Source organism: Lunatibacter salilacus, assembly GCF_009797935.1.
Classification (GTDB): Bacteria; Bacteroidota; Bacteroidia; order Cytophagales; family Cyclobacteriaceae; genus Lunatibacter; species Lunatibacter salilacus.
In genome coordinates, this window is the sequence record NZ_VOLC01000032.1 from 36,794 (window position 1) to 45,987 (window position 9,194).

8 protein-coding genes are annotated in these 9,194 nt (G+C 40.8%); 1 reads left to right on the top strand and 7 read right to left on the bottom strand.

The window, feature by feature from the left end; translation table 11 throughout:
* Positions 1-61: 61 nt before the first annotated feature.
* Together FQ608_RS26515 and FQ608_RS26520 are read right to left on the bottom strand one after the other, a co-directional pair.
* Entirely contained in the window at positions 62-580 is a 519-nt protein-coding gene (locus tag FQ608_RS26515; protein WP_158861537.1) for a PRC-barrel domain-containing protein, read from the bottom strand.
* 134 nt (positions 581-714) lie between these two features.
* A complete protein-coding gene (locus FQ608_RS26520; protein WP_158861538.1) occupies positions 715-987 on the bottom strand; it encodes a hypothetical protein in 273 nt (90 codons plus the stop codon).
* Between the two features lie 996 nt (positions 988-1,983).
* On the opposite strand from FQ608_RS26520, the gene FQ608_RS26525 reads away from it, so the two are divergent.
* The gene (locus FQ608_RS26525; protein WP_158861539.1) at positions 1,984-2,595 is read left to right on the top strand and encodes a hypothetical protein; all 612 of its coding nucleotides are present in this window, start codon (positions 1,984-1,986) and stop codon (positions 2,593-2,595) included.
* Positions 2,596-2,795: 200 nt separating this feature from the next.
* On the opposite strand, the gene FQ608_RS26530 is transcribed toward FQ608_RS26525, so the two are convergent.
* The 5 genes from FQ608_RS26530 to FQ608_RS26550 form a co-directional block, all read right to left on the bottom strand.
* A complete protein-coding gene (locus tag FQ608_RS26530) occupies positions 2,796-3,698 on the bottom strand; it encodes an NAD-dependent epimerase/dehydratase family protein (RefSeq protein WP_158861540.1) in 903 nt (300 codons plus the stop codon).
* 109 nt (positions 3,699-3,807) lie between these two features.
* Positions 3,808-4,044, bottom strand: coding sequence for a helix-turn-helix domain-containing protein (locus tag FQ608_RS26535; protein WP_158861541.1), 237 nt, complete (start codon positions 4,042-4,044; stop codon positions 3,808-3,810).
* Between the two features lie 3 nt (positions 4,045-4,047).
* Positions 4,048-4,575, bottom strand: coding sequence for a DUF2975 domain-containing protein (locus FQ608_RS26540; RefSeq protein ID WP_158861542.1), 528 nt, complete (start codon positions 4,573-4,575; stop codon positions 4,048-4,050).
* 286 nt (positions 4,576-4,861) lie between these two features.
* Positions 4,862-6,673, bottom strand: coding sequence for a serine hydrolase domain-containing protein (locus FQ608_RS26545; RefSeq protein WP_158861543.1), 1,812 nt, complete (start codon positions 6,671-6,673; stop codon positions 4,862-4,864).
* A gap of 232 nt (positions 6,674-6,905) precedes the next feature.
* Complete coding sequence (locus FQ608_RS26550; protein WP_158861544.1) at positions 6,906-8,963, bottom strand: helix-turn-helix domain-containing protein; 2,058 nt, start codon at positions 8,961-8,963, stop codon at positions 6,906-6,908.
* Between the last annotated feature and the right edge of the window lie 231 nt (positions 8,964-9,194).

Genomic DNA, 9,194 nt, shown 5'->3' on the forward strand with positions numbered 1-9,194 from the left:
TAAAAAAAACCGGGAAATGAATAATTCACCTCCCGGTTCAACTTTAATTTATTGACGCAGCTTACCTTCTATCTTCGGGTCTTTTAAATACCTGACGGTCATAAAATCCTTCATCCTGTTGGTGACCTTCATCACCCGCCTGTTCCGGAGAATACTGTCCCAATACAGACACCTCATAGTCTCTGTCTATTTCCACACCTTTGCCTATCCGCTTCGTTTTGGAAAATGTGCTGTAATCGACAGTATCTGAGATTACGTGTTTATTCTGCTCATCCAATCTCACCATTCCTATCGGAATGATCAGGTGGGATTCCCCGTCTTTATTTAAAAATTCATGGGCCCCATCACTTGCGGGTTTATCATAAACCTCATGACCATCCGCAATCACAGACTCGTCTACTTCTATATCCAAGTAAACCACCCGCTTCGTCTCTTTGTTTGCCAATAAGCGGTCAACTTTACCTATCCTGCGGTTATCAGCGTCTTTTACTTCCCACCCCCTGACATCATTATAATCTGAGGCTACTTTATATCCGGAAAGATCATCTAGGTAATAAAGATTTTTTTTGTTTTCTGACATGGTTCTAAATTTCTGGTGAGTTATTGTTAATATTTTCCATCAAATCTGCGGACCGGCAAGAAGTTTTGCTATCGTTTCATAAGTCCGCATTGGTGGCGCTCGTTAACTTTAAAGCGTACTTTAAGGAATAAACCCTATCCTAGCCCGATCCGATCGGAACCGTCTTTTATAAGACTTAAAAGGGTCACTTCGCTATTCGAATTATCCGGTAGCGAATTCAAACGCTGAGGGGAATTCTCCCTATTCCTTTCATTTAAAGGCTGTTCGGTATTATCCCTATTTCCGTCTCTGTGGTGATCGTCATCCCGATCAGACGCAAACACGTAAATTAGGATACCAACAACGATCACAATCAAAAGTATCCACGGCCATATAGGGCTTTTCTTTTCTATTTTTATTTCTGCCATAATGATTTTTATTTTGGTTTGTTAATTTAAAGGGAGTCAAAAACTGCTCCGTTTCATCCTGGGAATAAAAAACATATTGGAAATCTATTGCCAGTGGCTATATAGCCTATATGGCATCCAATAGCTCTAAATTGATAGATAATAGAAGGAGCGGGAAGGACTCACTTTGTGTAAATTCTTTCTCACTGTTGAGCTTTTCACCCATAGGCTTTCTATCTTGGCTAATATTTCCCGCAATTTTCCGTGAAATATTTTTTCAAAAAAACACTCTTTCGACTTGAAAACTGATAGTATCTTTTTTCTGTGTGTTCCATCTAGAATCGCAGGCTGAAAGGACCGCAAGGCAGAGCGATTCATTGTATAACCCAGATCTGCCTGCATCTGAAAACATCAGGAACACTCATTCCCTAGCGGATTCCTCCTAACAATCTCTAATTAAAAGTCCGTGAAGGAATTTTGAGGCTTTTCGAAAAATTCGATGTTAACTGTGATGCTAAATTTTATTTTGAATGGCAGAGTTGGAAAGATTTCAGCGCTACGCCCCTCATTCTTATCTATGTGTCATTTTATTACTACTAAGATTTCAGGGCTACGCCCCTGGATTTCGTCAATAAAGTTTTGTTGGAGAATAGCTCTTAATCTTTCCTAAATAGGGTAAGATCCAAATGGCCGTTGAACCAAAATCTAGGTGAATAAATTTATGAGATAGTAATTAAAAAGAGCTTACCCTTGAAATCTTCGTAGATCGAAAATAAACCAATAGAGTTTTGAAGCAAATACCAATAATCAAAAACTATGTGCCTTATGTTACTATTAACGGGAATACCTTAGAGGATTGGAAAAAATCCTCTAAGGTCTGTCCGGAATCAAACTTGTTAGCGCAATTGGGGTCCCTTACCTAATACTTAAAGTTATTTTTCTCCACCATGTCGCATTAAATGTTTCTGATTCGTCAGGGTTTCAGGAATCAATCAATTTTATTTAACTCAACATTACATGAAAAAGACATTTAACCTTTTTGTATTAGTCATAACCTTAATTTTGGGAAGCTGTGACGACAATCTTTTAGAACACCAAAGCAGTTTTGAAAGGAGTCAAAATGCTTGGCTTGATTTTAAAAGTGATTCAGATAATTCCTATACCTATACTACAACAGGAGGAAGCTGGACAGGCACTTCCTGGAATACTGTCATTGCTGTAGACGGGGGCCAGGTAATCCGACGTACTTTCAGCTATACTGCATTTCATGATGTAGTGAAGCCTACATCCGGGTGGGATGAGGTGTCCAGGAACGATATTCTTGCAAATATGTCTATGACTGCGGGCGAGTTTGAGGAGGCATATGACAGGAAGCTCGAAGATGTATTGGAGTGGCAGGAAGAAGGAGAGACGCTGGGTTCGCACGAGAACTCTGGGGCAGCAGAAATAATGACACTAGACGAGGTTTATGCCATGTCTGCCTCTAATTGGTTGGTTAGAGGGGAAAATAGACAGACACATTTTGAGGCAAATAATAACGGGATGATTTCCCTTTCGGGTTTTGTTCCTGACAATTGTCAGGATGATTGTTTTATGGGCATCAGGATTGTGGCAATTGCGGCTTTGTAGTTTGGTTTCGTTAGAATTTCGGTATTTGCGGGCAACAAAAATCTCCCGCAGATCCCGCAGATTTTCGCGGATAAATCTTCTCTTTTCTGCGATGAACTGCGCAATCTGCGGGAAATAATATTCTAGCAAATTTAAACTGTTGCTAGTATACTTTATAACTTTTAGGGCCTATGCGGTAACAATTAACCCAGAATTCAAGATCACTCCCCCTTTACATACTTCCGCCAGTTATGCTGTTCTTCAAATCCCAAGACCTCCCGGATTTTGCGGTTTGAAAACAAGGCTTCATGATCTTCCAATTCACGGGTAATTGGCACTCCTGGGAAAAACCGTTCTGCCAACTCCTTGCTGGGGATAATCGCTCCGTTGTGATCGTTTCCGGCATTAAACACTTGGTAACCAAGGCCGTCCTTTTCCAGACATAGATCCACAATCTGCCCCAAGTCTCGAGCGTCAATATAGCAGAATGCATTTCTACGGCGAACTTCAGGATGTTGGAAATAATGGGGAAACAGCTCCGTATATTCGTGCGGTTCTATCACATTTCCGATTCGCAAGGCATAAATATCAACTCCCGACCGCTTCTGAAAGCTACGGGCAGTTTTCTCATTTACTACCTTTGACAACCCATAGCTATCCATCGGATCCACATCGTAGTCTTCCTCCAAGGGGAGTGACTTGGGATCAGTTTGCCCATCCGAAAAACAGATACCATAGGTGGTCTCCGACGAAGCAATGATAATCTTTTTAATACCAAGCTTAACGGCAGCTTCAATCACATTATAGGTACCGATGGTATTTACCCGAAACGTTTCATTGTCCGGTTTAATCAAGATTCTAGGTACAGCCGCAAAATGCACGATCGCATCGAATGTTGGTATGCCCCCACCAGCTTCTAACTCATCCAATCCGGCATAGGAGCTCATTGCATTAAACATCTGTCCCGAATCCGTAATATCAGCCGATAAATTATCCACACCGGGATAATTTAAAGGAACCAAGTCTACATTCATCACCCGATGTCCCTTGTCGAGTAAGTAAGGTATCACATGCTTTCCCGCTTTTCCCGATCCGCCGGTGAATAGTATTCGTTTTTTGGTCATGAATTTGTTTATTTAAGAAGTCTACCATTTTCTATCGGCTAAGTAGGAGCTGATAATTCAACGTAAGTACCTCAATTAATCACCAAAAATGGAAGATTTTAAATTTTTTTCATAATTGACGGACTGGAATTTGTACTTCTTTGTCAATAACATACTCCATTATATCCCCAGGTTGGCAGTCCAATACTTTACAGATTGCTTCCAACGTACTAAAACGTATTGCTTTTGCTTTACCTGTTTTTAGAATTGATAGATTCGATAAAGTCAAACCAACTTTATCTGATAGTTCATTGAGGGACATTTTCCGCTTTGCCATTACTACATCCAGATTTACAACAATTGCCATGGCTTAAACAGTCAAATCACTTTCGGATTGCAGATCAGTTCCTTTCTCAAAGACAAGGGCAATTAGGTAAATCACGCCGGCGAAAAACAATATTTCACTAGCACTCCAATCGATTGGGACAGCGATGCCTTTTTTCGAAATCCATTTGCAGTAACCGTTTGCAATGATGGCAAGTATACCCGTTCCCAAAGAAACATGGCTGATCCACAAAAAAATATCCGTCAGTTCCCTGTTAAATGGCTTCGAAAGTTTGAATTTCAGGAAAAACTCTACAATCAGATAAGCAATAAATGCCTTTAGTCCGGTAAGTGCAATAAATAACGATACGGCAAAAATATAGTGGATTTTGCTGAACGAATACAAGCCGGATAGATTGTATCCAAAATACAGTTCATTGGCAGCTTCCGCGCTAAATAACAGGCCACCGATGAAAGAGACCAAGATTACACTTGCCTTAATGCAAAGTCCGACGAATGTTAAACTAAAAAAAACTTCCAACACTTTAATTACGATCGAATTTGTTGTTTTCATTGCTTATGGGTTTTGATTGTATAAGCAAATGTCAATAAATAATTATTGATAAACAATAAAAAAATAGCAAATTATAATAAATTATTTTAAGCGAGGATATTGATGGTTTTTGATACATATCATTGAAATCTCAATCCATATCTCAAGCAATGTATCCCCTTTTAGACAAGATTTTCTCCCAAAATGCATCCTGTGGACTCTCTACTACAGCGATGGATATGGAAAATTATAAATTTATTGTTACCTATGTTCAATTTGAGTGACGGGATGCGCCGTTTACGTAGCTTTAATTCCCCCTCTTCTGTTGCAATTCAGCAATCATTTTTTCTGCATTGGTGTTTTTCGGATCCAGACTGAGAGACTTTTTATAATTTTCTATGGCGAGATCTGTATCCCCAATTTCCATACTTGCCTCGGCATAACTGTCATATACATTTGAGCTGTTGGGATAGAGCAAGGTGTTGATTTTAAAGATGTCCCGGGACATCTCCAATTTGCCATTCGCCAAGTAACTATAGCCCAAATCGTTAAGATTACTTTCTACAATAGTGGGGTCTTTAGGATCTAATTCTTTCAATTGTTGGTATTCCTTCAGACCAAGGTCAAATTCTCCATCCAACAACAGTTCAATCGGAATTTTTTCTTCCCTGCCCAATTGGGTAAAAGTAGAAACAATTGCGCCATTATCCGGATTCAGGACTAACAGTATAGGTTTGCCGGTTTCGTTTGTTTTGAACTGTATTGGCTGATCGTTGTTTTTATTGATAAAGGTGCTGTCCGTAATTTTTACCAGCTCTTCGGGATCACCCATCAGCCCTTTAACATATAGCTGGGTGTCTTTTTCGTAAACGTCAAGTAACCAGTTGCCGTCAATCCGATAACGACCACTAAATTGGGTTATCTGTTCAATATCAAGTTCCATTCTTTTATACATCGACACGTACTCATCCCAACCATAAGTAAGCGCCACTGAATTGATCAGCTCCGAGATAAATGCCGGGTGGTTGGAGTTGGTTAAGATGACCACTCCGTAGCCGTTGTCTGTATGCGCAACCAGTTCACTGGAAAACCCTTCATCCCATCCCCCGTGACCGAAATAAACTTCGTTTTTCTTCTTCGTTATAAAAACTCCGAGTCCGGTATAATCTTCTACAAAAGGGGTGACCATCAGGGTCGTCATGTCTTTATTTAAAACAGCTTCAGATTTTCCTTTCAGGGTTTGCTGGATATTGACAGCGAACTTGGCCAGATCCTCAGCTGTTGTCCATAGTCCTGCGGCAGCCATTTCCGGGTAAGTATGTCTTTTACCTTTTGTCATGGTACCATCCGGCAAATAGCCTGTTGCTGCCAGTTTCAGCTTTCCCCCATAAAGAGGCTGCTCATAGGTGCTGCTGGCCATCCCCAAAGGTTGAAGGACTACTTCTTCCATGAGTTCGGGGAATGACTTTCCTTCCACGTCCATCATCATTTGCTGCATGACTGTATAACCTCCGCCCGAATACCGAAAACCTTCCTCCGGTTTTTTGTCAACAAAAATCGCCCCTGAATTGGCTGGGGACGTACCATTCAACACTTCCACCAGAGTCGGTACGGGCAGGTCTGGACTATATCCCAAAAACCCATGGACAGTAAGACCTCCGGAATGGTTGAGAAGGTTTTTGAGGGTTACCTTTTTTTCTTTGGTAAATTCATTGTCAGGCAATTTCCAGCTTTTCAAATAAGTGTTGACATCTTCCTCCAAACCGATTCTACCTTGTTGGACAAGCGTCAATGCACCATATGCGGCTACGGGTTTACTAATGGATCCTGCCTGAAAAAGAGTCTCACCGGTAACGGGAGTTTTGTCCTCTTTGTTCATGATCCCATAAGTTTTGGCCCATTCAATTTTCCCATCATAAATCACTGCCATACTTACTCCCGGAACTCCATAATGCGCCATCCGCTCTTCAATCGTCCAGGTTGATTCTCCTTCTATATATACCGGACCGCTTAAATTGCGTTCCGTGAGGAAAATTTTATCATCTACGGACTTGGTTTCTTGACCTTTTCCGCAGGATAGTAACGTAAAGGCTAGGAACACGATCAGCAAATTTTTCATAGGAGCAAAGATTTGTTGCTTGAAATTTACTTAAAAAAAAGCAGTAAATCGACATGTGAAAAGTAAAGAGGAATCGGTTTAGCGTAGAAAAAATAGAGGATTCTTCTTTCGGATTTTTGTTCAGATTTTCTAGATTACCTCACAATTATAAAAATCAGATTCCGTTGCGCCAGCAGCGAAACTCTTTGCGCCCGGCGCATAGACCTTATTTTCTATCCAATATGAGCAAAACCTACCAAATCCCTTCCTCCTCCAGCCTTTCCTGAATTTTCCGGTTATTTCGCCAAAACTTGGATTCTATTTCGTCCATGATTTTTTTGAATTCGGGAAGGTGCTTGATGTCGTCCAGGATTGGATCCATCGTGAGGAAAAGGATAATCCAAAACTGGATATTGTCCTCCTTTGAAAACTGTCTAAGGTAATCCATGCCTTTTGCTGTCTCCCCGATGTGAAAATAATACATTCCTAGCGCCAATTCCCGGTAAACGGTCTCGTTGTTCTCAAAGAAATCTCTGCAACTCTCGATAAATTCCTTGCCTTTTTGCTCCATCCCTACTTTTTCATAGACGATACCTATGATCATGTGTTCATGTATGTAGACATCCAACCCGAGGGTTTCACGAAGCCGAATAAATCGTTCGTAATATTGGTGGGCATCTTCATATTCTCTTAGGTAATAGCTAACTTTGCCCAAGTCCTGCAAAATATCAAACCTAAAGGTGTCTTTTTCGAATTCAACCTTTAAGAGTTCACGGGTCTGATGGAGGTCTTTGTCATTGGCGTGTAGGACAAACGCACGGACGTAGTTGGAGAAAGGATTGGCAGGATAGAGCTCAAGGGATTTGTCAAGGTATTCCAAAGACTTGTCAATGAATCCGGCTTGAATCAGCGCGTTGCCCAGTCTTAAGTAGGAAAAGCTGGTGGTGACAGAATCTCCTGACCCTGTATCTAAGCGTAGCCCTTTCAAGGCATATTCAAGGTATTTTCCAGTATTTGGCATGTAATTGCCGTAATAGTCCGCCAACATACCAAGTATCTGCGTTGAGTTTGGATTATATTCCAGCCCTTTTTCCAAATAAGGCAATGCTTCGGAATATTCCGTTTTTTGCATGTAATACATGGCTTTGGCGGTATGACTTTCACCTAATTTGGGATCATATAAAAATGCTTTGTCCGCATTACTACCAAGCTCATCCAGGTATTGCTTCTCCGTTCTGAAATAATCCAGGTAATAATATGCCATTGAGCTACAGGCATACGCAAGCGCAAAATCGGGATCCAAGTCGATTGCCTGCTGGAAAAATTCCAATGACTTTCGGTGATTGTCATCATTGCGTGTATTTAGAAGTCCGACTCCCTTTAGAAACAAATCATAAGCCTCAGCATTTGTCGTGGGGATTTTTTCTATTCGCTGTATTTCTTCGGGGGAAATAAATACCTGTATCTCGGCTACGATGTCCTTTGAAATTTCTTGCTGCAAATCAAAAATATCGTCTGCCTCCCTTCGATACTGTTTGCTCCACAGGTGTCTGTCTGTAGCCCCATCAACGAGCTGTATATTCAGCACGATCTTGTCGCCCATTTTTTGTCCGCTTCCCTCAACAAAATAATTGACATTGAGTTCTTCGGCAATTTCCGGAATAGACTTGCTACTATTTCTGTACTTTTCGGCAGAAGTCCGGCTGAGTACTTTTAGGTTTTTGATTTTCTGAAGGTTATTGAGTGTGGCTTCCATCAGGCCATTGATAAGATAGACATTGCTGGAGTCCGCACTGTCGTTTTTGAAGGGTAGGACTAAAATGGATTTTTCGGATTCCATAATATTTTCCTTGGGCCATTGCCACCACACCAACCCGGCCATTATCAAAATACCTACAGTTAAAGCAAACATTGCCCATGGTATCTGCTTTTTGTTAATAAATTCAGTATTTAATTCCGGCAAATCATTTATTGTCCTTTTACCAACTTCCCCCGGAGGATAGCCATAATGTTCCCTGAAACATTTGATAAAATAAGAGGTGCTATTAAACCCCACCTGATGGGACACTTCTGAAACGTTAAGCGATGTGGTTTTCAGTAATTCCATCCCCCGCTGTAGTCTGGCCTGACTGATTAGTTGGCTAACGGAGATATTGGTGGCTTTCTTGACTTTTCTAAGCAGGTTAGACCTGCTCATATTCATGGCCTCCGCAAGTTCGGAAACGCCAAATTCCTCCCGAGCAAAATTCTGTTCAACCTTGCTGTTTAATTGGTTCAAAAATTCCTTGTCCGGATTTAAAAAATCGCCCATATGTTTGAGTGCTTTGTTTAAAGCTTCTTAACTTATTTGGTCAGTTGCGAATGAATTAATTGACGTGAAGTTAGGCTTTCCATAGGTAATTTCATGTGTTTATAATTGTTTTTTAATGGCCACATGGAATCTCGCAATTATAATCATCCCTCCGTGCGTCGCCTGCGTCATGCTCGATTTCATGTGTTTATAATTGTTTTTTAATGGCCACATGGAATCTCGCAATTATAA